Source organism: Pseudomonas sp. MBLB4136 (genome assembly GCF_051904765.1).
Classification (GTDB): Bacteria; Pseudomonadota; Gammaproteobacteria; order Pseudomonadales; family Pseudomonadaceae; genus Aquipseudomonas.
Genome location: NZ_CP196713.1, coordinates 2,156,414 through 2,177,395, shown reverse-complemented (window position 1 = coordinate 2,177,395; position 20,982 = coordinate 2,156,414). Strand labels below are relative to the sequence as shown.

Genomic DNA, 20,982 nt, shown 5'->3' with positions numbered 1-20,982 from the left:
AGGAGTGCATCTCATGGCAAAAATCGGATTCATCGGCACCGGCATCATGGGCAAGCCCATGGCGCAGAACCTGCAGAAAGCAGGTCACACCCTGTTCCTTTCCGAGCACCACGATCCGGCCCCGGCCGACCTGCTCGAGGCCGGCGCCATCGCCCTGGCCAACCCGCGGGAAGTGGCCCAGGAAGCCGAGTTCATCATCGTCATGGTGCCGGACACCCCCCAGGTCGAGGACGTGCTGTTCCGCCAGGACGGCGTGGCCGCGGGCGTCGGCGCCGGCAAGGTGGTGATCGACATGAGCTCGATCTCGCCGTCGGCCACCAAGGCCTTCGCCGCCAAGATCAACGCTAGCGGCGCCGAATACCTGGACGCCCCAGTCTCCGGCGGTGAGGTCGGCGCCAAGGCCGCCACCCTGTCGATCATGGTCGGCGGCGGCGAGCAGGCCTTCGAACGCGCCCTGCCGCTGTTCCAGGCCATGGGCAAGAACATCACCCGCGTCGGTGGCAACGGCGACGGTCAGACCGCCAAGGTGGCCAACCAGATCATCGTCGCGCTGAACATCCAGGCGGTGGCCGAGGCCCTGCTGTTCGCCGCGCGCAACGGCGCCGACCCGGCCAAGGTGCGCGAAGCGCTGATGGGCGGCTTCGCCAGCTCGAAGATCCTCGAGGTGCACGGCGAGCGCATGATCAAGGGCACTTTCGACCCGGGCTTCCGCATCAGCCTGCACCAGAAGGACCTCAACCTGGCCCTGTCCGGCGCCCGCGAGCTGGGCCTCAACCTGCCCAACACCGCCAACGCCCAGCAGGTGTTCAGCACCTGCGCGGCCCTCGGCGGCAGCAACTGGGACCACTCGGCGCTGATCAAGGGCCTGGAGCACATGGCCAACTTCTCGATCCGCGAGGACTGAAGCCGCCGCGTGGGACGAGCCGAGCCCGCGCGCAACGAGCAACACACCGGCTGGCTGACCCAAGGTAGGTTGGGCCAGTCAGCCGGTGCCCTTTTCGATCTGCCCGGTTGGCGGTGTCACGGCCTGCCGGCCGGGTGGGTCGATTCCAGTCCATAGCCGCTGCCAGGCGGCCGCTGCGGACTGCAATCGACCAAAGCGGTGAGCCTCGCCCGGTGGCGTAGCCAGCCATAACAAGAGCCCAGACTAAGGAGTCCGCCATGTCCTTCGATCCGCAAAGCCTGTTGCGCGAGCTGTTCGCCACCGCCATCGACGCCGCCCATCCGCGCCAGGTGCTGGCCGACCACCTGCCGGCCGATCGCAGCGGCCGGGTCATCGTCATCGGCGCCGGCAAGGCCGCCGCCGCCATGGCCGAGGTGATCGAGCGCGAATGGCAGGGCGAGGTCAGCGGCCTGGTGGTGACCCGCTACGACCACGGCGCCGATTGCCGCAAGATCGAGGTGGTGGAAGCCGCCCACCCGGTGCCGGACGATGCCGGCGAACGGGTGGCGCGGCGGGTGTTGGCGATGGTCAGCAACCTCGAGGAGTCCGACCGGGTGATCTTCCTGCTGTCCGGTGGCGGCTCCTCCCTGCTGGCCCTGCCGGCCGAGGGCATCGGCCTGGCCGACAAGCAGGCGATCAACAAGGCCCTGCTCAGGTCCGGCGCCTCCATCGGCGAGATGAACTGCGTGCGCAAGCACCTCTCGGCGATCAAGGGCGGCCGCCTGGCCAAGGCCTGCTGGCCGGCCAGCGTGTACACCTATGCGATCTCCGACGTGCCGGGTGACGAGGCCACGGTGATCGCCTCCGGCCCCACCGTGGCCGATCCCACCACCTCGGCCGAGGCCCTAGCCATTCTCGCCCGCTACCAGATCGAGATTCCCGCCAACGTCCGCGCCTGGCTCCAGGACCCGCGCTCGGAAACGGTCAAGCCCGGCGATCCCTGCCTGTCGCGCAGCCACTTCCAGCTGATCGCCATGCCCCAGCAGTCCCTCGATGCCGCCGCCGCCAAGGCCGAGGCCGCCGGTTTGCCGGCCCTGATCCTCGGCGATCTGGAGGGCGAGGCCCGCGAGGTGGCCAAGGTCCACGCCGGCATCGCCCGCCAGGTGCTGCTGCATGGCCAGCCGCTCAAGGCGCCCTGCGTGATCCTCTCCGGCGGCGAGACCACGGTGACGGTGCGCGGCAATGGCCGTGGCGGGCGTAACGCCGAGTTCCTGCTCAGCCTGACCCACTGCCTCAAGGGGCTGCCCGGGGTCTACGCCCTGGCCGGCGACACCGACGGCATCGACGGTTCGGAAGACAACGCCGGCGCCCTGATGACCCCGGACAGCTACCGGCGCGCCGCGCGCCTGGGCCTGAACGCCGGCGACGAACTGGACGACAACAACGGCTACGGCTACTTCGCCGCCCTGGACCAGCTGATCGTCACCGGGCCGACCCGCACCAACGTCAACGATTTCCGCGCCATTCTTATTCTCGAGAGTCCAGCCCCATGAAAGCCGACAAGAAAGTAAAGATCCTCGCCACCCTCGGCCCGGCGATCAAGACCATCGACGACATCCGTCAGCTGGTGGAAAACGGCGTCAACCTGTTCCGCCTCAACTTCAGCCACGGCGAACACGCCGACCACGCCCAGCGCTATCGCTGGGTGCGCGAGGTGGAGCAGCAGCTGGGCACGCCGATCGGCATCCTCATGGACCTGCAGGGGCCCAAGCTGCGGGTCGGGCTCTTCGCCGAGGGCCAGGTCACCCTGGAACGCGAGCAGGCCCTGCGCCTGGACCTGGACCCCACCCCAGGCGACGCCCGGCGGGTCAACCTGCCCCACCCGGAGATCATCGAGGCCCTGCAGCCGGGGATGACCCTGCTGCTGGACGATGGCCGCCTGCGCCTGCAGGTGACCGCCAAGCATGCCGACGCCGTCGATACCCGGGTGATCGCCGGTGGCGAACTGTCCGACCGCAAGGGGGTCAACGTGCCCGAAGCCGTGCTGCAGCTGTCGCCACTGACCGAGAAGGACCGCCGCGACCTGAGCTTCGGCCTGGAGCTGGGGGTCGACTGGGTGGCCCTGTCGTTCGTCCAGCGCCCCGAGGACATCCGCGAGGCCCGCGAGCTGATCCAGGGCAAGGCCTTCCTCATGGCCAAGATCGAGAAGCCCTCGGCGGTGCAGCACCTGGAAGAGATCGCCCGGCTCTGCGACGCCATCATGGTCGCCCGCGGCGACCTCGGCGTGGAGGTGCCGGCGGAAAACGTGCCGCGCATCCAGAAGGACATCATCCGCACCTGCCGCCAGCTCGGCCGGCCGGTGGTGGTGGCCACACAGATGCTCGAGTCGATGCGCTTCTCCCCGGCGCCGACCCGTGCCGAAGTCACCGACGTGGCCAACGCCGTGGCCGAGGGAGCCGACGCGGTGATGCTCTCGGCTGAGACCGCCTCCGGAGACTACCCACAGGAAGCGGTACAGATGATGAGCAAGATCATCCGCCAGGTGGAGAGCGGCCCGGACTTCCAGGCTCAGCTCGACGTCAGCAGCCCCCAGGCCGAGGCCACCGCCTCGGACGCCATCAGCTGCGCGATCCGCCGCATCAGCACCATCCTGCCGGTGGCGGCGCTGGTCAACTACACCGAGTCCGGCGCCTCCAGCCTGCGCGCCTCGCGCGAGCGGCCGAAGGCGCCGATCCTCAGCCTGACCCCCAACCTCGATACCGCGCGCCGCCTGTCCGTGGCCTGGGGCGTCTACTCGGTGGTCAACGCGCGCCTGCACCAGGTCGAGGATGTCACCCGCACCGCCGTGGAAATTGCCCAGTCCGCCGGCCTGGCCAAGGCCGGCGACACCCTGGTGATCACCGCCGGCGAACCCTTCGGCCAGCCGGGCAGCACCAACAGCCTGCGCATCGAGACCCTGCACTGACCCACTAACAGCTGCGGCCCGAGTCGATCTGGCCGCAGTCCCACGGCTCCCACGCTGGCATCGCCAGTTTGCAGGCGTCCATCGCTGAAACGATGGGCGCCTCTTTTTGTTCGGGTTCACGCGCATGCACGAACTGCCGTCGCCACATCACGCCCTGCGCGGCTTGCGCGCCCTGCTCAACGGCTTCAGCCAGATCTTTCTGCAAAGTCATCCGGGCTGCGGCCTGCTGGTAGTACTGAGCCTGGCCGCGGCGGCGCCGGCGCTGCTCGGCGGCGCCCTGCTCGGCGGCCTGAGCGGCATGCTCACCGCCCAGCGCCGCGGCTACCCCCCGGCCGATATCGAGATCGGCCTGTATGGCTACAACGGCATCCTGCTCGGCCTGCTGATCAGCCTGCAGTTCACCTGGTCGCTCGTTGTGCCGCTGCTGATCATCGCCAGCGCCGGCCTGTCCAGCCTGATCCTGGCGCCCTGGATGCAGGGCATGCGCAAACGCCGCTGGCTGCCGGCCTTCACCTTTCCATTCGTGGCCCTGGGCTGGTTGCTGCTGAGCCTGGCGCCCGCCCTGGGACTCCAGGCGCAACCGGGACAACTGGCCGCGACGCCTGCCCTGGACTGGCTGGGTGCGTTGAACGGGGTGCCCCTGGGACTCTCCCAGGTGACCTTCCTGGACCGCCCCTGGGCCGGCCTGCTGATGCTGCTCGGCCTGCTCCTGGCCGAGCGCCGCGCGGCGTGCTGGGCGCTGCTCGGCTCGGCATTCGGCCTGGGCCTGGCGCTGCTCCTGGGCGCGCCCCAGGAGCAGGCGCTCGCCGGGCTCTACGGCTACAACGGCGCCCTGGCGGCGATCGCCCTGAGCCAGGTGCAACGCAGACCCTGGGTACTGCTGCTGGGCATCGGCATGGCCACGCTGCTGCAGCTGGGCTTGACCAGTCTGGGGCTGCAGGCGCTGACCCTGCCTTTCATCCTCGCCTGCTGGCTGATCCAGACCGGCGCACAAGGCTGGCAGCGCGCGGTTAAGGCCGGCGCGCCCGGACGGCAACCTCACTGAGCAGGGACCTGTCCTCCGGGCGCGCGGATCGCCCGGGGCGGATCGGTTGCCAGGGGAAACCGTCAATCGCCTGCCTAATTACCGGCAGCAAGGCGTTTCCATGGCGCCCGGTGTCGCGCATACGCATGGCACAGGCAACCTGCCCTGCTAGCGTAGAGCCCCATCCCTGCGGGCCCGCCCCCTCAACCGAGCGAGAACGACATGCTGCACAGCATCAAGCAAGGCATCACCCTGGAAGAACTGGAACCCAGCGGCACCCTCGAAGACATCGGCGTCGAGATGCTCGAAGGCGACAACGCCATGTTCGCCCTGACCACCTTCGCCACCGAAGACGAGTCGGTCAGCGCCGGCTACTTCGGTGTCCGCCGCAGCCGCTTCCGTCTGCCCTACACCTTCCACGAGCAGGCCGTGGTGACCCTTGGCGAGGTGAAGATCACCAACGAACAGACCGGCGAGACCGCCCACTACAAGGCGGGCGATGCCTTCTTCGTCGCCAGCGGCACCCCGACCCTGTGGGAAGTGCTCAGCGACAGCTTCACCAAGCACTACCTGGCGGTCGACTGACCACGGCGCGCGCCCTGCCGATACGCCGGGCGCAAGCGCTTCTCTGGCTGCAGCACACCCGCATTCAGCATTCAACCCGTCCCCGAGATTAACCCTTGCCACCCCTGGCTCATCCTGCATAGGCTTTTCCCTCTCGCAAGCAGGGAGTTCGCCTTGGAAAACTGGCGCCAGAATCTTTACGTCACCATCTTCTTCACCGACACCCCGGCCGGGCAGCGCTTCGATCGCTACCTGTTGCTGGCGATCCTGGCCAGCTTGGTGGTGGTCATGCTCGACAGCGTCGACGCCTACCACAGCCTGTACGGCGAGTGGCTGAAGGCCCTGGAATGGGGCTTCACCCTGCTGTTCGCGATCGAGTACGGGGTGCGCCTGTACTGCTCGCCCAAGCCGCTGCGCTACGCCTTCAGCTTCTTCGGCCTGATCGACCTGCTGGCCATCCTGCCGGCCATCCTCACGCTGTTCTTCGCCGACGCCCAGTACCTGCTGATCATCCGGGTGATCCGCATGTTGCGGGTGTTTCGCGTACTCAAACTGCGCCAGTACCTGAGCCAGGCCAACTTCCTGCTCACCGCCCTGCGCGGCAGCCGGCAGAAGATCATCGTGTTCTTTGCCAGCATCGCCACCCTGGTCACGGTGTTCGGCACCCTGATGTATGTGATCGAAGGGCCGGTCAACGGCTTCACCAGCATCCCCACCGGCATCTACTGGGCGGTGGTCACCCTGACCACCGTCGGCTTCGGCGACATCGTGCCGCAGACTCCGCTGGGTCAGGCCCTGTCGACCCTGGTGATGATCACCGGTTACTCGATCATCGCCGTGCCCACCGGCATTTTTAGCGCCGAACTGGCCGCCGCGATGCGCGGCAGCGACCAGCTCAAGCGCGACTGCCCCAGCTGCGCCAAGAACTTCCACGAGCTGGAAGCGGCGTTCTGCACACGCTGTGGCCATGCACTGTTCCCGCGCGAAAACGATCAACGCTAGCAGCGCCTGCCAGGCATGAAAAAGCCCGCGAGAACGCGGGCTTTTTCATCCACCGCGATCAGCTGCGTTCGGCTTCCGAGGACGTCAGCTCGAACGGGCTGTTGCTGCGCCGCTGGTTGCGGTCTTCGCGTGGGGTGGCGCCGAAGAAGTTGCGATAGGCGCTGGAGAAGTGCGGACCCGAGGAGAAGCCGCAGGACAGGCCGATCTGGATGATCGACTTGCTGGTTTGCATCAGCAGCTGGCGCGCCTTGTTCAGGCGCAGCTCCAGGTAGTACTGGCTCGGCACGCGGGTCAGGTATTGCTTGAAGATGCGCTCCAGCTGGCGCCGCGACACGCACACGTGCTGGGCGATCTCGTCGGTGGTCAGCGGCTCCTCGATGTTGGCTTCCATCAGCAGCACCGCCTGGGTCAGCTTCGGATGACTGGAGCCCAGGCGGTTCTGCAACGGAATGCGCTGACGCTCGCTGCCCTCGCGGATGCGCTCGACCACCAGCTCCTCGGACACCGCCCCGGCCAGCTCGGCGCCATGATCGCGGGCCAGCAGGGCCAGCAGCAGGTCGAGCACGGCCAGGCCGCCACAGGCGCTCAGGCGGTCGCGATCCCAGTCGAACAGGTGGCTGGTGGCGATCACCTTGGGGAAGCGCTCGGTGAAGTCGTCCTGCCAGCGCCAGTGCACGGCGGCGCGGTAGCCGTCGAGCAGGCCCAGCTGCGCCAGCGGATAGACCCCCGCCGAGATGCCACCGACCACGCAGCCGCCGCGCACCAGGTGCTTGAGCGCACTGGACAGCGCCGGGGCGATGGCCGCCGGTGGCTCGTCGGCGAGCAGGAAGAGCTTGTCAAAGCCCTCCAGCTCGCCTTGCCAGGGCACGCCCGGCAGGCGCCAGGCGCCCTCCTCGGGCACCTCCGCCTGGAGGAAGGACAGCTCGTAGACCACCTCGGGGTGGACGCGCTGAGCGACACGCAGGGCTTCTTCGGCCAGGGCCAAGGTCAGGGGCTTGGTATTGGGCCAAAGCAGGAAGCCGATTCGATGGGCAGTCATGGGGGGCAGTTTAGGCTCTAATGGCTTTCTGGGGCATGCCGCGACGCACGAGTTACCACTTACTTCAGGCTACCGGAGAGAAATTGCTGCAGCCGCTCGGATTGCGGGTTGACCAGCACTTCCTTCGGGCAGCCACGCTCTTCTACCACGCCCTTGTGGAGGAACACCAGCTGGTTGGACACCTCGCGGGCGAAGCCCATTTCGTGGGTCACCACCACCATGGTGCGGCCTTCCTGGGCCAGATCCTGCATGACCTTGAGCACTTCGCCGACCAGCTCCGGGTCGAGCGCCGAGGTCGGCTCGTCGAACAGCATCACCTCTGGCTCCATCGCCAGGGCGCGGGCGATTGCCACGCGCTGCTGCTCGCCACCGGACATGTGTCCCGGATAGGCATCCTTGCGGTGGGCCACGCCGACCTTGCTCAGGTAGTGCTCGGCCTTCTCGCGGGCCTCCTTCTTCGCCACGCCGAGCACCTGCACCGGCGCCTCCATGACGTTCTCCACGGCGCTCATGTGCGACCACAGGTTGAAGTGCTGGAACACCATGGACAGGCGCGAGCGCATGCGCTGCAGCTGCTTGGGGTCGGCGGCCTTGAGCCCGCCATCCTTGTTGGCCACCAGCTTGAGCTCCTCGCCGTTGAGCAGGATCTTGCCGCCGTAGGGCTGCTCCAGCAGGTTGATGCAGCGCAGGAAGGTGCTCTTGCCCGAACCGCTGGAGCCGATGATGCTGATCACGTCGCCGGCCTTCGCCGCCAGGGACACGCCCTTGAGCACTTCATGGCTGCCGTAGCGCTTGTGCAGATCCTGAACTTCGAGTTTGTACATGGTTTCCACTCTCTTGAATCAGTCGCTCAGCAGGCGACCCTGGCGAATAGGGGTTTTGCCGGCCACCTTGGCCAGCCATAGACCGGGTTGAGCGAAGCGCATCCGTTCACGCACGTAGAGCACACCGTCGGTGGAGGCGCAGACGGTGCTGTGGCGATCCTCCAGTGGATCGATCACCTCGAACAGCGGATCACCGACCTCGACCCGCGCCCCCAGCGGTTGCAGGAAACTCACCACCCCGGCATGGGGTGGGTAGGCGTACTCGGCGCCTTCGAATGGCGTCGCCTCGCAGCAGTCCCCGGGCGCGGCCGGCCAGTCGCCGGCGATCAGGCCCTGCTCGGCGAGGAACGCCAGGATGCTCTCGGCACTGGCCTCGGCCCGCTCCGCTTCGGTGTCGGCCATGCCGCCCAGCTCCACGGTGGCGGCCAGGCAGGCCAGCGGGATGTCCGCCGCTGGAAAGCGCCGCGCCAACTGCAACCAGGGCGCAGAGCAGGCTTCATCGAAGGAGCTGCCGCCGCCGTCCTCGGTAGTGAGCACCGCTCCGGCCATCAGCCGTGCGGCCAAGGGTTGCAGCAGCGACCATTGCTGCGGCAGGCAGTACAGGTGCACCAGCGCCTCGAAGTCGCAATGCAGATCGAGCACCACGTCGGCGTTGCAGGCATGCCCCAGCAGCAGGCGCTGCAGGCCCTGCAGCTCGGACTCGGCCGGCGGCAGCGCGTCGAGGGCCGCCTGCATGGCCGCGCGGATCAGCCGCACGTTGGCCGGGCCGTCCTGGCCCAGGCTGCCTACCAGAGCCGGGGCGATGGCGCCGGCCAGGTCGAAGAAGTCGCGATTGAAGTTCTTGCCGCTGGCAAACTCGAAACGGCCCTGGTGGGCGGCCTGAAAAATCTGCGCCAGGCCGATCGGGTTGGCCACCGGCACCAGCTCGATCACTCCGCTCAGGCGGCCCTGGGCCTCCAGCTCGCGCAGGCGGCGCTTGAGCGCCACGGCCACGCGCATGCCGGGCAACTCATCGGCGTGCAGGGATGCCTGGATATAGGCCTTGCACGGCCCGCTGCCGAAGCGGAACACGGTCAACCGGCGTTCGGTGCCCGGGCAACCCCAGGGCAGTACGTGCTCGATCCGGTGCATGCTCGCCTCCTCAGGCCTTGCGCGGCGCCATGTAGCCCAGCCAGCGGCGCTCGGCCGACTTGAACAGGCGCACCAGGACGAAGGTCAGGCAGAGGTAGAACAGGCCGGCGGTGATGAAGGCCTCGAACGGCAAGTAGTGCTGGGAACTGACGGTGCGCGCCGCGCCAGTGATGTCGATCAGGGTGACGATCGACGCCAGGCTGGTAGTGTGCAACATCATGATCACTTCATTGCTGTACTGCGGCAGCGCCCGGCGCAGGGCCGACGGCAGCAGGATGCGGCGATACAGCTTGGCTCGCGACATGCCCATGGCCTTGGCCGCCTCGATCTCGCCGTGGGGCGTGGCGCGCAGGCTGCCCGCGAGGATCTCCGCGCTGTAGGCGCTGGTGTTGATGGCGAAGGCCAGGCAGGCACAGAAGGTCGCGTCCGACAGGTACGGCCAGAGCATGCTCTCGCGCACCGCCTCGAACTGGGCCAGGCCGTAGTAGATCAGGAACAGCTGCACCAGCATCGGCGTGCCGCGGATGACATAGGTGTAGAGCCAGGCCGGGAAGTTCAGCAGCTGCGACTTGGACACCCGCATCAGCCCCAGCGGAATGGCCATCGCCAGGCCCAGGGCCAGGGAGATCAGCAGCAGCTTGATGGTCACCAGCACCCCGCCCAGGTACAGCGGCAGGCTCGACCAGATAACGTTGTAATCGAAGATCATGCGCTCGCTCCCTTACTCACAGTTCCGCGGCTTTGACGCCGACCGAGTAGCGTTTTTCCAGGTAGCGCAGGGCCAACAGGGACACGCTGGTCAGTACCAGGTACAGGGCCGCGACCGCCAGGTAGAAGGTAAAGGGCTCACGCGTGGCGTCGGCCGCGCTTTTCGCCTTGAACATCATGTCCTGCAGGCCGACCACCGAGATCAGCGCGGTGGCCTTGGTCAATACCAGCCAGTTGTTGGTGAAGCCGGGAATGGCGAAACGGATCATCTGCGGCACGAGGATGCGGAAGAACACCTGCACCCCGCTCATGCCGTATGCGGCACCCGCCTCGCCCTGGCCCTTGGGGATCGCCATGAAGGCGCCACGGAAGGTCTCGGACAGGTAGGCGCCGAAGATGAAGCCCATGGTGAACACACCGGCGATGAACGGGTTGATATCGATGTACTCGTCATGGCCAAGCATCGGCGCCACGCGGTTCACCAGGTCCTGGCCGCCATAAAAGATCAGCAGGATCAGCACCAGATCGGGAATGCCGCGAATCACCGTGGCGTAGGCTTCGCCGAGCATCGCCAGCCACCTGATCGGTGACAGGCGGAACGCCGCCCCGACCAGACCGAGGAAGACCGCCACCGCCACGGAGGACAGGGCCAGCAGCAAGGTGAGCCAGGCACCTTCGAGAATGGTCGAGCCGTAGCCGTTCAGCATGCTCTAGTTACCTCAAGCGGGCGCCACAGGGCGCCGTGGAGCACAACGAAAAAGTGGCGCAGATTCACCTTCGGATCGGTTTGCGCCACTTTCGGTGGGGTGCGATTACTCGCCGTAGACGTTGAAGTCGAAGTACTTGCCCTGGACTTCCTGGTACTTGCCGTTGGCGCGAATCGCCGCGATGGCCGCGCTGATCTTGTCGGCCAGCTCGGTGTCACCCTTGCGCACGGCGATACCGGCGCCTTCGCCGAAGTACTTGTGCTCGGTGAAATCCGGGCCTACCAGGGCGAAGCCCTTGCCGGCGTCGGTCTTGAGGAAACCGTCATCGATGTTCACCGCATCAGCCAGGGTGGCATCCAGGCGGCCGGCGGTCATGTCGAGGAAGATCTCGTTCTGCGAGCTGTAGCGCACCACTTCGACGCCTGCCGGAGCGAATTTGTCGGTGGCGTAGCGATCGTAGATCGAGGCGCGCTGCACGCCGACCTTCTTGCCCTTGAGATCGGCCAGCGGATCGTTGATCTCGGTGCCGGCCTTCATCGCCAGCTTGGCCGGGGTGTGGTAGTACTTCTTGGAGAAGTCCACCGACTTCAGGCGATCCTCGGTAATGCTCATGGAGGACAGCACGGCGTCGAACTTGCGCACCTTCAGTGCCGGAATCAGGCCGTCGAACTCCTGCTCGATCCACTTGCACTCGACCTTCATTTCTTCACACAGAGCCTGGCCGATGTCGTAGTCGAAACCGGTGATGTTGCCTTCCGGAGTCTTGTAGGCGAACGGCGGGTAGGCCGCTTCGATGCCGATACGCAGGGGCTTGGCGTCTTCGGCCATGGCCAGCGGGGACAGCACGGAGAGCGCCAGGGCGCCGAGAAGTGCAATCTTCTTCATCTTGTGACTCCTTCGAATGGGAATGGCTCGCTCGGCAGCCTGCCGATATGCGCATGCATCCAGCCATGCATGAATTGCGGGGAACGTCGCCGTCCTTGCCGCGTTACACACGGACAACAGGCGGCCCGACTGGGTGAGCGGCATTCTAGCGAGAGCCCGGAAGGCGAAATTTCCTCAATGCGACAAGTAATTACAAAAGCCCAGGAAGCCCGGAGCGGACACATTGACAGCCTCCACCAAACGTGCAGAGACCAGAAGAAGAGAGAACCAATGAACAAAGCAAGAAATGCGCCCAAATATACCTAGACCAATAACCATCAGGCCTGGCGCATCCCTGCCTTGCGCCGGGCGCCAGCCGAACAGGCAAATTCCAGACAAAACGTTTCCGTTCGCCCCAGCAGCCTGGGCAAAGCGTTACCGCTGCTGCGCCCAGCGCGGCCGTCGAGCAGACCGCAGAAAGCACAACGCCCCGCCGCGGCTTGCAGCCGGGGCGGGGCGTCGTTGTCAGGCTCCGGTCAGGCGGCCTGCATGCTGCGATGGGTATCGATGAGGTGCTGCACCACGCCCGGGTCGGCCAGGGTGGAAATATCGCCGAGGGCATCGTACTCGGCGGTGGCGATCTTGCGCAGGATACGCCGCATGATCTTGCCCGAGCGGGTCTTCGGCAGGCCCGGGGCCCACTGGATCACATCCGGCGAGGCGATCGGGCCGATTTCCTTGCGCACCCAGTTCTTCAGTTCCAGGCGCAGCTGCTCGCTGGGCTCCTCGCCCTGGTTCAGGGTCACGTAGACATAGATGCCCTGCCCCTTGATGTCGTGAGGCACGCCCACGACCGCCGCCTCGGCGACCTTGGCGTGCGCGACCAGGGCGCTCTCGATCTCCGCGGTGCCCATGCGGTGCCCGGAGACATTGAGCACGTCATCCACCCGGCCGGTGATCCAGTAGTAACCGTCCTCGTCGCGACGGGCGCCGTCGCCGGTGAAGTACATGCCCTTGAAGGTCTTGAAGTAGGTGTCGACGAAGCGCCCGTGGTCGCCATACAGGGTGCGCGCCTGCCCCGGCCAGGAGTCGACGATCACCAGGTTGCCTTCGGCGGCGCCCTCGATCAGTTGGCCTTCGTTGTCCACCAGGGCCGGCTGCACGCCGAAGAACGGCAGGGTCGCCGAGCCGGGCTTGAGCGCGGTGGCGCCCGGCAGCGGGCTGATCAGGATGCCGCCGGTCTCGGTCTGCCACCAGGTGTCGACGATCGGGCAGCGGCCCTGGCCGATGGTGGTGTGGTACCAGTTCCAGGCTTCCGGATTGATCGGCTCGCCCACCGAACCGAGCAGGCGCAGGCTGGAGCCGTCCGTGCCCTGCACCGCCGCATCTCCCTGGGCCATCATGGCGCGGATCGCGGTCGGCGCGGTGTAGAGGATATTGACCCGGTGCTTGTCGATGACCTGCGCCATGCGGGTGATGTCCGGGTAGTTCGGCACGCCCTCGAACAGCAGGGTGGTCGCGCCATTGGCCAGCGGCCCGTAGACGATGTAGCTGTGGCCGGTGACCCAGCCGACGTCGGCGGTGCACCAGTAGATGTCACCGGGCCTGTAGTCGAACACCCGCTCGTGGGTCAGCGCGGCGTATAACAGGTAGCCACCGCTGGTGTGCTGCACACCCTTGGGCTTGCCGGTGGAGCCGGAGGTGTAGAGGATGAACAGCGGGTCCTCGGCGCCCATCTCCTCGGCAGGACAGTCACTGCCGGCGACCTCGACCAGCTCCTCGTACCAGAGGTCGCGTCCGGGGTTCCAGGCGATCTCGCCACCAGTGCGCCGGCAGACGATGACCTTCTCCACGCTGGCCGTTTCCGCGCCGCCCAGGGCTGCATCGACATTGGCCTTGAGTGGCGTGTGCTTGCCGCCGCGCACGCCTTCGTCAGCGGTGACCACCACCTTCGAGCCGCAATCGCCGATGCGCCCGGCCAGGGCCTCGGGAGAGAAGCCGCCGAAGACCACCGAATGGATGGCACCGATGCGCGTGCACGCCAGCATCGCCACCACCGCCTCGGGAATCATCGGCATATAGAGGGTCACCACGTCGCCACGCTGCACGCCCTGGCCACGCAGGGCGTTGGCGAAGCGGCACACCTGCTCATGCAGCTGGCGGTAGGTGATGTGCTTGTGCTCGGCAGGATCGTCGCCCTCCCAGATGATCGCCACCTGCTCGCCACGCTCGGCCAGATGCCGGTCCAGGCAGTTGTGGGAGACATTCAGGGTGCCATCGGCAAACCACTTGATGTCGACATTGTGCTCATCGAAGGAGGTCTGTTTGACGCGGGTGAACGGCTTGATCCAGTCGAGCCGCTGCGCCTGTTCACGCCAGAAACCATCGGGGTTGCTCACCGACTGCTGGTACATGGCTTTGTAGGTGGCCTCATCGGTCAAGGACCGGGCAGCCGCCTCGGGGCACACGGGATACAGGGACGCAGCACTCATCGATTACACCTCGGTGGGTAGTTGTTGTTCTTCAATGCTGCATTTTTAGCCCGCGCGCCCTGGGCCGGACCATTCGACCATCGTAGTACCGCACTACTGCATTGGTCGCAGCCAGCGCCGGCGGGCAAATCGCAGGCAAAAAAAAGCGATCCCGCGAGGGATCGCTTACCCATAAGGCTTACGGGGAACGGAAGCGTACTGCATCCAAATCACGCAGGGTTCGGATGCCAAAAGTCTCCGCCAGCGGCTCCGGACGAGCCATTGCACCAAGGTCTAACAGGACTCTGCCGCCCCACTGTCGCGCGGCGCCTCGGCGCCAGCGCCGAGGCTGCTGACCACCACGCTGGCCACGGCGCTGGCCAACGACCACAGCACGACGAAGGTGGCCATCACCTGCAGATAGGAGATGCCCTGGTTCCACGGCCGCGCCACGCCGAGGAAGGCGGCGAACAGCCAGGCGCTCATGGACAGCGCGCCGAGCAGGCCAAGGCGCAGGCGCGCCGCCGCGGGCAAGCAGACGAAAGGCCCCTGGTGCAACAGGGGAAAGCCGATGCGGTGCAGCAGCACCCCGTTCAGGGTCAGCAGCACGACCACGCTGCCCTTGGCCCAGAGTTTCTGATTGAGCAGATAGTCGACCCCGGCGCTCAGGTAGCCCTCGGTCACCAGGGCCAGGCCGGTCAGCCACAGGGCCAGCAGCGCCACGCTGACTACCTGCTGGACTTCGGCCAGCTGGGCGCGCCGGGCCTGATCCAGGCCCAGCTTGCGCCAGCGCCAGAGCTTGTGATCGGTTTGCAGCAGGGTGCCGAGGGCTACGCAGGTGGCGAGCAGATGGGCGTAGACGAGGAGCGTTTTCAGCATGGTTTCACCTTCTTGTTGTCGAGGCTGCACTCCATGCACCCAAAAAATGAAGGCTAATGCTACCTGTTCGCATTCGCATCAACAAACCGATTTGCGACCTCGCTATTCCTTGCCGAGACCATGCTGGCGCAACTTGTTGGCGATGGTGGTGTGCGAGACACCGAGACGCTTGCCCAACTGCCGGCTGCTCGGGTGATCCTGGTACAGGCGCTCCAGCACGGCCTTCTCAAACCGCCCGAGGATGGCGTCCAGGCCGCCCTCCAGGGAGAAGTCCCCCAGCGGCTGAGGGGCGCCATAGTCCGGCAGGCGGATGTGTTCGACCTTGACCGTGCCGCCTTCGCACAGCGACACGGCCTGGAACAGCACGTTCTCCAGCTGGCGCACGTTGCCCGGCCAGTGGTAGTGGTCGAGCTTGTCCAGCACCTGGGGCGCCAGCCTGGGCAGCGGGCAGCCGATCTGTCGGCTCGCCTGGTCGAGGAAGTGCTCGACCAGTGGCGCCAGGCCATCCAGGCACTCGCGCAATGGCGGAATATGCAGGCTGAGCACGTTGAGCCGGTGATAGAGGTCCTGGCGAAACTCGCCGCGGGCGCACAGCTCGGACAGGTCGACCTGGGTGGCGCAGACCACCCGCACGTCGAGGTACACCTCCTCGTCGCTGCCGACCCGGCGGAAGCAACCGTCCTGCAGGAAGCGCAGCAGCTTGGCCTGCAGGCGCGGGCTCATCTCGCCGACACCGTCGAGAAACAGGGTGCCGCCGGCCGTCAGCTCGAGCAGGCCGAGCTTGCCCTCCGGCCTCGCCCCCTCGAATGCGCCGGGGCCATAGCCGAACAGCTCGGTCTCGGCCATCGACTCCGGCAACCCGGCGCAATTGAGCGCCATGAACGGCGACTGGCCACGCGGGCTGGCCAGGTGGCAGGCCCGGGCCAGCAGCTCCTTACCGGTGCCGGTCTCGCCCTCGATCAGCAGCGGTGCATCCAGCGGCGCCATGCGCCGCGCCTCGCGCACCACCGCGGCCATCACCCTGGAGCTCTGGAAGATGCTGTCGAAGCCGCGCAGCTCCTGCTTGCGCACATGGTAGATGCGCTCGCCGATGCGATCGGCGCGATGCAGGGTCAGCACCGCCCCGGCCAGTGCATCGCTCTCGTCGTGCTCGGTCTGCAGCGGCGCGATATCGGCGAGGAACACGTCGCCCTTGACCTTGACCCGCAGGCCGTTGATCCGCGACTTGTTGGCCCGCACCAGTTCGGGTAGGTCGAAATCCTCGGCATAGCGCGACAGCGGAATCCCCGGCACCTCGTCCACCCGCACGCCGAGCAGCTGCGCGGCGGCGCGGTTGGCGGCGACTATCGAGCCACCCATGTCGATCGACAGCACCGGAAAGTCCAGGGCACCGAGCAGCGCATTGAGCTCCAGGTGGCGGCGCTCGCTGGGCATCAGGCCGACGCGCTTGACGCCAAAGACCCCGGGAATCGCCTCGAACTTGGCGCGCAGCGACTGGAACTGCAGGTTGATCAGGTTCGGGCAGTGCAGGTAGATGGCATTGCCCTGCTCACCGCCGACCTCGCCGCGGGCCACGTTGATGCCGTACTCGACCAGCAGATTGAGGATGTCGCGCAGGATGCCGATACGGTTCTGGCAGTGGACTTTGATACGCATGAGGGGCCCCGAAGACGGCGTTCTGGACGGCTGAAGGCCCTGAAAAAGCGCGCTTAGCCTTAATTTTCGTCAAGAATATGTGACAGGGATAGCCGACAGCAAGAAGACAGCGAGCCAGGTCGCCGACCTCGTAATCTATTCTTTACAAAAAAACGAGCACAATCTGCCTCTGGCGCCACGGAGGCAGCTGCGCAATTGCACATCCTGGGATATCCATAGTCCAACACAACAACAAGGCCCCCTCAGGAGGCAGCGATGAAATCCACGCAGTACGTGGCCCGCAAACCGGACGAAAGCGGCTTCATCCACTACGGCGACGCCGAGCATCAGGTGTGGAACACCCTGATCACCCGGCAGCTCAAGGTAGTCGAAGGGCGCGCCTGCCAGGAGTACCTGGACGGCATCGACCAGCTCGGCCTGCCGCTCGATCGCATCCCCCAGCTCGACGAGATCAACAAGGTGCTGCTGGCAGCCACCGGCTGGCGGGTCGCCCGCGTGCCGGCGCTGATCCCCTTCCAGACCTTCTTCGAGCTGCTGGCCAGCCAGCAATTCCCGGTGGCCACCTTCATCCGCACCCCGGAAGAGCTGGACTACCTGCAGGAACCGGACATCTTCCACGAGATCTTCGGCCACTGCCCGCTGTTGACCAACCCCTGGTTCGCCGAATTCACCCACACCTACGGCAAGCTCGGCCTCAAGGCCAGCAAGGAAGAGCGGGTGTACCTGGCGCGGCTGTACTGGATGACCATCGAGTTCGGCCTGGTCGATACCAGTCAGGGGCGCAAGATCTACGGCGGCGGAATTCTCTCCTCACCCAAGGAAACCGTTTACTGCCTGTCCGATGAGCCCGAGCACCAGCCCTTCGACGCCCTGGAGGCGATGCGCACGCCGTACCGCATCGACATCCTGCAGCCGCTGTACTTCGTCCTCCCGGAGCTCAAGCGCCTGTTCGAGCTGGCCCACGAGGACATCATGGCGCTGGTCCACCGGGCCATGCAGATGGGCCTGCACGCCCCCAAATTCCCGCCCAAAGCGGCGTAGGGTGGATAACGCCGCCTACGGCGGCTTATCCACCATCACCCTGTCCAGGTGGACAAGGCCGAGGGCCGTTGTCCACCCTACGCCCCCCCCATCTTCAGGAGAATCCCCATGAGCCTTGCCCAAGCCCACTGCGAAGCCTGCCGCGCCGGCGCCCCGCTGGTATCCGACGAGGAGCTGGCCGAGCTGATCAAGCAGATCCCCGACTGGAACATCGAAACCCGCGGCGATCACATGGAGCTGGAGAAGGTCTTCCTGTTCAAGAACTTCCGCCACGCCCTGGCCTTCAGCAACGCCGTCGGTGCGATCGCCGAGGAGGAAGGCCATCATCCCGCGCTGCTCACCGAATGGGGCAAGGTCACCGTGACCTGGTGGAGCCACGAAGCCCGCGGCCTGCATCGCAACGACTTCATCATGGCCGCGCGCACCGACCAGGTGGCAAGCAACGCGGAGGGCCGCAAGTGAGGCAATTCGGCCCGATCGCGCGGGTCCCCGGCGACCCCATTCTGGGGCTGATGGAAGCCTTCCGCGCCGACGGCAATCCGGCCAAGCTCGACCTGGGTGTCGGCGTGTACAAGGACGCCCAGGGCCTGACGCCCATCCCCCAGGCGGTGAAGCTGGCCGAGCAGCGCCTGGTCGAACGCGAGACCACCAAGAGCTATATCGGCGGTCATGGCGATGTGCTGTTCACCACGCGCCTGGCCGAACTGGTGCTCGGCGCCGCCAGCCCGGCGCTCGCCGAGGGCCGCGCCGCCGCCAGCCAGACGCCCGGTGGCACCGGCGCCCTGCGCCTGGCGGCCGACTTCATCGGCCACTGCCTGCCCGGCCGTGGCATCTGGCTGAGTGATCCGACCTGGCCGATCCACGAGAGCCTGTTCGCCGAAGCCGGCCTGCGCGTCGGCCACTACCCCTACGTCGGCGCGGACAACCGCCTGGATGTCGAGGCGATGCTCGAGGTGCTCGGCCGCCTGCCCCAGGGCGATGTGGTGCTGCTGCACGCCTGCTGCCACAACCCCACCGGTTTCGACCTGAGCCAGGACGACTGGCGCCGGGTGCTGGAGGTGGTCAAGGCCCGCGAGCTGCTGCCGCTGATCGACTTCGCCTACCAGGGCTTCGGCGCCGGCCTGGAACAGGACGCCTGGGCCGTACGCCTGTTCGCCGAGGCCCTGCCGGAACTGCTGATCACCAGCTCCTGCTCGAAGAACTTCGGCCTCTACCGCGAACGCACCGGCGCCCTGCTGGTCTGCGCGGCGGACGCGGAGAAGCTCCTGGATGTGCGCAGCCAGCTGGCCTATATCGCCCGCAACCTGTGGTCCACGCCACCGGCCCACGGCGCGGCGGTGGTCGCCAGCATCCTCGACGACGAGGCACTCAGGGCGCTGTGGCAGGAGGAGCTGGACGCCATGCGCCAGCGCGTCGCCGGCCTGCGCCAGGGCCTGGTCGATGCCCTGCGCCCCCACGGCCTGGCCGAGCGCTTCGCCCACATCGCCGAACAGCGCGGGATGTTCTCCTACACCGGCCTGTCGCCCCGGCAGGTGCAGCGCCTGCGCGACGAGTTCAGCGTGTACATGGTCGGCTCGGGTCGGGCCAATGTCGCCGGCCTGGATGCCCGCCGCCTGGAACAACTGGCCGCCGCCATCGCCACCGTCTGCGCCTGAGGCAACCCTGGACCAGCCGGCCGCGCGCCGGCTGGTCCAGGCGCGGCCCGGAGCTCGACTATTCTTCGAGGCATTGTCCTCGCCGAAGCGGAAAGTCCCGTGGTCCAGCCAGCCAACCTGCTGTTTCGCATCTATCTGCGCACCATCCACAGCCTGGCGTTCTATCCGACGCTGATCTCCCTGGGCTTCCTGCTGGCCGGGCTGCTGAACATCGCCATCGAGTACCAGCCCTGGCTGATGGCCCTCAAGGCCCATCTGGACATCGGCCTGGTGCGCAATGCCGACAACGCGCGGCTGATCCTCGGCACCCTGGTGGGCGGGGTGATGTCGCTGATGGTGTTCAGCTTCTCGATGGTCATGGTGGTGCTCAACAACGCCTCCGCGGCGCTCTCGCCGCGGGTCGTGCCGGGGCTGATCAGCAGCAAGGGGCACCAGAAGACCCTGGGTTTCTACCTCGGCACCATCGTCTACGCGCTGCTGCTGATCACCACCATCGAGCAGGGCAACAGCGAGCGCGTCCCGAGCCTGGGCGTCCTGGTGACCCTGGGCCTGGGCATCGCCTGCCTGGGACTGTTCGTCGACTTCATCCGCTCGATCTCGCTGTCCATTCAGGTCGAACACATCCTCAACAACCTCTACGTCACGACCCTGGAGAAACTCGACAGCAACACCAGGAAGCTGCTCGAGTGCCAGGACTCGCCGTCCTGGCCGGCCGACGAGGGCTGGGCCACGGTCGACGCCCGGCGCAGCGGCTACTTCAAGGAACTCAATACCAGTGCCCTCAATGAACTGCTGGTCGACAACGACCTGCGCATGGTGGTGTTGATCCATCGAGGGTTCTTCGTCATGGCCGGGCACCCGCTGTTCAAGCTGGACCGCGAGGTCGACGAGGCGCTCAGCGAGCAGTTGCGCGACTGCTTCGACTTCTTCGTCGAGCAGTACGCCAGCTCCCACTACGTGTTCGGCTGCAAGCATATTTCCGAGATCGCGGTTAAGGCCCTGAGCCCCGGGATCAACGACCCGGGCACCGCCATCACCGCCATCGACATGCTCGCCGTGCTGTTCAGCAAGCGCATGGAGCTGCCCGACCTGGACGTATCGCCGCTGCCGGACGGGCCGCCGCGGCTGTTCTTCTTCGAGCTGTCGCTGGACCAGCTGCTGCAACTGATCTTCGGCCCGCTCAGGACCTACGGCAGCTGCGACCCCCAAGTCCTGACCAGCCTGCTGCAGGCCTTCAAGAACCTGCTCTACCAGCAGCCCCGCGCCCACCACCAGGCGGACCTGGTACGCCACGCGCGCAGCGTCGTGGAGACCGCGGCGGTGCATATCCGCAACCGCCGCGACCGCGAAGAAATCAACGGCATGATCGAACGCTTCAACCAGGCGGCGCCGCTGTCGCCGCCTGCATTGAAACCGCTGAAAATCGAGAATGACTGAGGCATGCGCGCACCATAGCGGTGCACGAGCGGCCTAAAAATAAACCAAAACGCCTTTTGTCAGTTATTTTTTCGATATAAAACAATAGCTTACATAACACGCCCGGCGGTCGCTGGCGCGATTCATGCTTGC

Annotated in this window: 19 protein-coding genes; 10 read left to right on the top strand and 9 right to left on the bottom strand. The window is 66.4% G+C overall.

Annotated elements, in window-relative coordinates:
• Nucleotides 1–13 precede the first annotated feature (13 nt).
• From ACSX1D_RS10015 to ACSX1D_RS09990, 6 genes are all read left to right on the top strand, one after another.
• Nucleotides 14–904, top strand: coding sequence for a 2-hydroxy-3-oxopropionate reductase (locus tag ACSX1D_RS10015; protein ID WP_439862082.1), 891 nt, complete (start codon nucleotides 14–16; stop codon nucleotides 902–904).
• Between the two features lie 257 nt (nucleotides 905–1,161).
• Nucleotides 1,162–2,436, top strand: a complete 1,275-nt coding sequence (locus ACSX1D_RS10010) for a glycerate kinase type-2 family protein (protein WP_439862081.1) — start codon at nucleotides 1,162–1,164, stop codon at nucleotides 2,434–2,436.
• Nucleotides 2,433–3,848, top strand: coding sequence for a pyruvate kinase (gene pyk, locus ACSX1D_RS10005; RefSeq protein ID WP_439862080.1), 1,416 nt, complete (start codon nucleotides 2,433–2,435; stop codon nucleotides 3,846–3,848). The genes ACSX1D_RS10010 and pyk overlap by 4 nt, the downstream gene beginning before the upstream one ends.
• 124 nt (nucleotides 3,849–3,972) lie before the next feature.
• Nucleotides 3,973–4,893, top strand: coding sequence for an urea transporter (locus tag ACSX1D_RS10000; RefSeq protein WP_439862079.1), 921 nt, complete (start codon nucleotides 3,973–3,975; stop codon nucleotides 4,891–4,893).
• Nucleotides 4,894–5,094: 201 nt separating this feature from the next.
• Nucleotides 5,095–5,457: a cupin domain-containing protein gene (locus ACSX1D_RS09995; RefSeq protein WP_439862078.1), complete on the top strand. Its 363-nt coding sequence runs from the start codon at nucleotides 5,095–5,097 to the stop codon at nucleotides 5,455–5,457.
• Between the two features lie 153 nt (nucleotides 5,458–5,610).
• Nucleotides 5,611–6,438, top strand: coding sequence for an ion transporter (locus ACSX1D_RS09990; protein ID WP_439862077.1), 828 nt, complete (start codon nucleotides 5,611–5,613; stop codon nucleotides 6,436–6,438).
• Nucleotides 6,439–6,496: 58 nt separating this feature from the next.
• Here the strand turns inward: ACSX1D_RS09990 and argR are convergent, their stop codons facing one another.
• The 9 genes from argR to ACSX1D_RS09945 all read right to left on the bottom strand — a co-directional run bounded on the left by argR (nucleotide 6,497) and on the right by ACSX1D_RS09945 (nucleotide 16,717).
• Entirely contained in the window at nucleotides 6,497–7,477 is a 981-nt protein-coding gene (gene argR, locus ACSX1D_RS09985; RefSeq protein WP_439862076.1) for a transcriptional regulator ArgR, read from the bottom strand.
• Nucleotides 7,478–7,536: 59 nt separating this feature from the next.
• Nucleotides 7,537–8,301 carry an ABC transporter ATP-binding protein gene (locus ACSX1D_RS09980; protein WP_439862075.1) on the bottom strand — a complete coding sequence of 255 codons (765 nt, stop codon included), beginning with the start codon at nucleotides 8,299–8,301 and terminating at the stop codon, nucleotides 7,537–7,539.
• An 18-nt stretch (nucleotides 8,302–8,319) separates the two neighbouring features.
• A complete protein-coding gene (locus ACSX1D_RS09975; protein ID WP_439862074.1) occupies nucleotides 8,320–9,432 on the bottom strand; it encodes a succinylglutamate desuccinylase/aspartoacylase family protein in 1,113 nt (370 codons plus the stop codon).
• Nucleotides 9,433–9,442: 10 nt separating this feature from the next.
• A complete protein-coding gene (locus ACSX1D_RS09970; RefSeq protein ID WP_208706627.1) occupies nucleotides 9,443–10,141 on the bottom strand; it encodes an ABC transporter permease in 699 nt (232 codons plus the stop codon).
• 16 nt (nucleotides 10,142–10,157) lie between these two features.
• Nucleotides 10,158–10,847, bottom strand: a complete 690-nt coding sequence (locus tag ACSX1D_RS09965) for an ABC transporter permease (protein WP_439862073.1) — start codon at nucleotides 10,845–10,847, stop codon at nucleotides 10,158–10,160.
• A gap of 105 nt (nucleotides 10,848–10,952) precedes the next feature.
• Nucleotides 10,953–11,732, bottom strand: a complete 780-nt coding sequence (locus ACSX1D_RS09960) for an ABC transporter substrate-binding protein (protein ID WP_439862072.1) — start codon at nucleotides 11,730–11,732, stop codon at nucleotides 10,953–10,955.
• Nucleotides 11,733–12,247: 515 nt separating this feature from the next.
• Nucleotides 12,248–14,203 (bottom strand): acetate--CoA ligase, encoded by a 1,956-nt coding sequence (gene acs, locus ACSX1D_RS09955; protein WP_439862071.1) that lies wholly within the window; start codon nucleotides 14,201–14,203, stop codon nucleotides 12,248–12,250.
• Between the two features lie 273 nt (nucleotides 14,204–14,476).
• Nucleotides 14,477–15,061: a hypothetical protein gene (locus ACSX1D_RS09950; RefSeq protein WP_439862070.1), complete on the bottom strand. Its 585-nt coding sequence runs from the start codon at nucleotides 15,059–15,061 to the stop codon at nucleotides 14,477–14,479.
• 102 nt (nucleotides 15,062–15,163) lie between these two features.
• Nucleotides 15,164–16,717 (bottom strand): sigma-54-dependent transcriptional regulator, encoded by a 1,554-nt coding sequence (locus ACSX1D_RS09945; protein WP_439862069.1) that lies wholly within the window; start codon nucleotides 16,715–16,717, stop codon nucleotides 15,164–15,166.
• A 255-nt stretch (nucleotides 16,718–16,972) separates the two neighbouring features.
• Here ACSX1D_RS09945 and phhA point away from each other — a divergent pair, with 255 nt between their 5' ends.
• The 4 genes from phhA (at nucleotide 16,973) to ACSX1D_RS09925 (ending at nucleotide 20,850) form a co-directional block, all read left to right on the top strand.
• The gene (gene phhA / locus ACSX1D_RS09940) at nucleotides 16,973–17,758 is read left to right on the top strand and encodes a phenylalanine 4-monooxygenase (RefSeq protein ID WP_439862068.1); all 786 of its coding nucleotides are present in this window, start codon (nucleotides 16,973–16,975) and stop codon (nucleotides 17,756–17,758) included.
• A 108-nt stretch (nucleotides 17,759–17,866) separates the two neighbouring features.
• Nucleotides 17,867–18,220 carry a 4a-hydroxytetrahydrobiopterin dehydratase gene (locus ACSX1D_RS09935; RefSeq protein WP_439862067.1) on the top strand — a complete coding sequence of 118 codons (354 nt, stop codon included), beginning with the start codon at nucleotides 17,867–17,869 and terminating at the stop codon, nucleotides 18,218–18,220.
• 50 nt (nucleotides 18,221–18,270) lie between these two features.
• Nucleotides 18,271–19,413 (top strand): amino acid aminotransferase, encoded by a 1,143-nt coding sequence (locus ACSX1D_RS09930; protein WP_439862300.1) that lies wholly within the window; start codon nucleotides 18,271–18,273, stop codon nucleotides 19,411–19,413.
• A 99-nt stretch (nucleotides 19,414–19,512) separates the two neighbouring features.
• Entirely contained in the window at nucleotides 19,513–20,850 is a 1,338-nt protein-coding gene (locus ACSX1D_RS09925; protein WP_439862066.1) for a DUF2254 domain-containing protein, read from the top strand.
• Nucleotides 20,851–20,982: the final 132 nt, after the last annotated feature.